This window comes from Pseudoalteromonas sp. S3776 (assembly GCF_005886915.1).
GTDB lineage: Bacteria > Pseudomonadota > Gammaproteobacteria > Enterobacterales > Alteromonadaceae > Pseudoalteromonas.
On the sequence record NZ_PNCU01000093.1, the window covers coordinates 1 to 1,389 of the forward strand.

At 46.8% G+C, this 1,389-nt stretch carries 1 protein-coding gene; it reads left to right on the forward strand.

The genetic code is table 11. The features are described from left to right. Positions 1-1,389 (forward strand): Ig-like domain-containing protein (locus tag CWC16_RS19290; RefSeq protein WP_171037698.1); only part of this gene is annotated, 1,389 nt, incomplete at both ends.

Consider the following 1,389-nt stretch of genomic DNA (forward strand, 5'->3'; position numbering starts at 1 on the left):
GTATCGGTTACCGACGCCGCAGGCAATGAAACCACAGCCACCACAACTGGTGAAGTTGACATAACTGCGCCGGTTGTGACGATAAATGCGTTAGGTGATACGAGTGATACTACTCCGACCCTATCTGGTACAGTTAGCGGCGAGCCTACGGGGTCAACCGTTACTTTAACCGTAACGGATGCAAATGGTGCAGTGCAAACAATCACAGCACAAGTTATTGCTGATGGTAGCTGGACGGTTGAAGTGCCTGTTGCTTTAGCGGAAGGTACTTATACGGTTGATGCTAGTATTAGTGATAGCGTCGGCAATGAAGGCACTGCAAGTGCCTCTGGCACCATCGATACAAGTGCGTTAACTATCACTATCGATGTGATTGGTGAAACCAACGATCAAACACCGCAAATAAGCGGTGATACTTTTAATGCAGAAGTGGGCTCGTCTATAGAAGTTCAGATAACAGACTCTACTGGGGCAACGATCACCCTAACCACCGTTGTTGATGCAAACGGACAGTGGAGTGTTACACCACCTGCAGATTTACCCGAGGGAAATATATCAATCAGTGCAACTGTAACTGATTTAGGCGGTGGCTCAGCCACCACCGAGCTTGATGCTGTAATTGATATTACGCCGCCGACTATACAGATTAACGACCTAGAAACCAGTAATGATACAACACCAATTATTGCTGGTAATACTACAGGCGCAGTTTCTGGCACTGTAATAAGCTTGACTGTTACTGATTCTCAAGGCGTTGTTCGCTCGTTTAATACGACAACGGATGCACAAGGGAATTGGAGTGTAGAGCTTTCTCAAGAGTTGGCTTCAGGGGATTATACTGTACAAGCAGAGGTTTCTGATGCTGCAGGCAATAGTGCTTTAGATACAGCAACCGGTAATATCGATACTTCAGGGCCAAGTTTAACCATTGACTTTGATGCTGTAACTAATGATACAACACCTACTATTTCAGGCACGAGTGATGCCGATGTAGGCACTACGGTTACTGTGGTGATTACTGATGAAAACGGTGTAGAGCAAACACTGACTACCACAGTTGATGCCAATGGAAATTGGGCAGTAACCCCTCAGACAGAGTTGAATGAAGGTGATAACACCATCGAAGTGAGTGTGTCTGATGAAGCAGGAAACACGACAACAGTAACCGATACAATTACTTTAGACACGCAAGCACCCACACTTACGATACAAAATGTAGGCGATGTAAACGACCTAACACCGACATTACAGGGCAACAGTAACGAAATTGGCGGCACGGTGACACTCACCGTGACCGACAGTGATGGCGCTGAGCAAACTCTCACGACCACCGTTGAGGCGGATGGTCATTGGGATATAGAAATCCCCAGTGCGCTCGCTCAAGGTCAC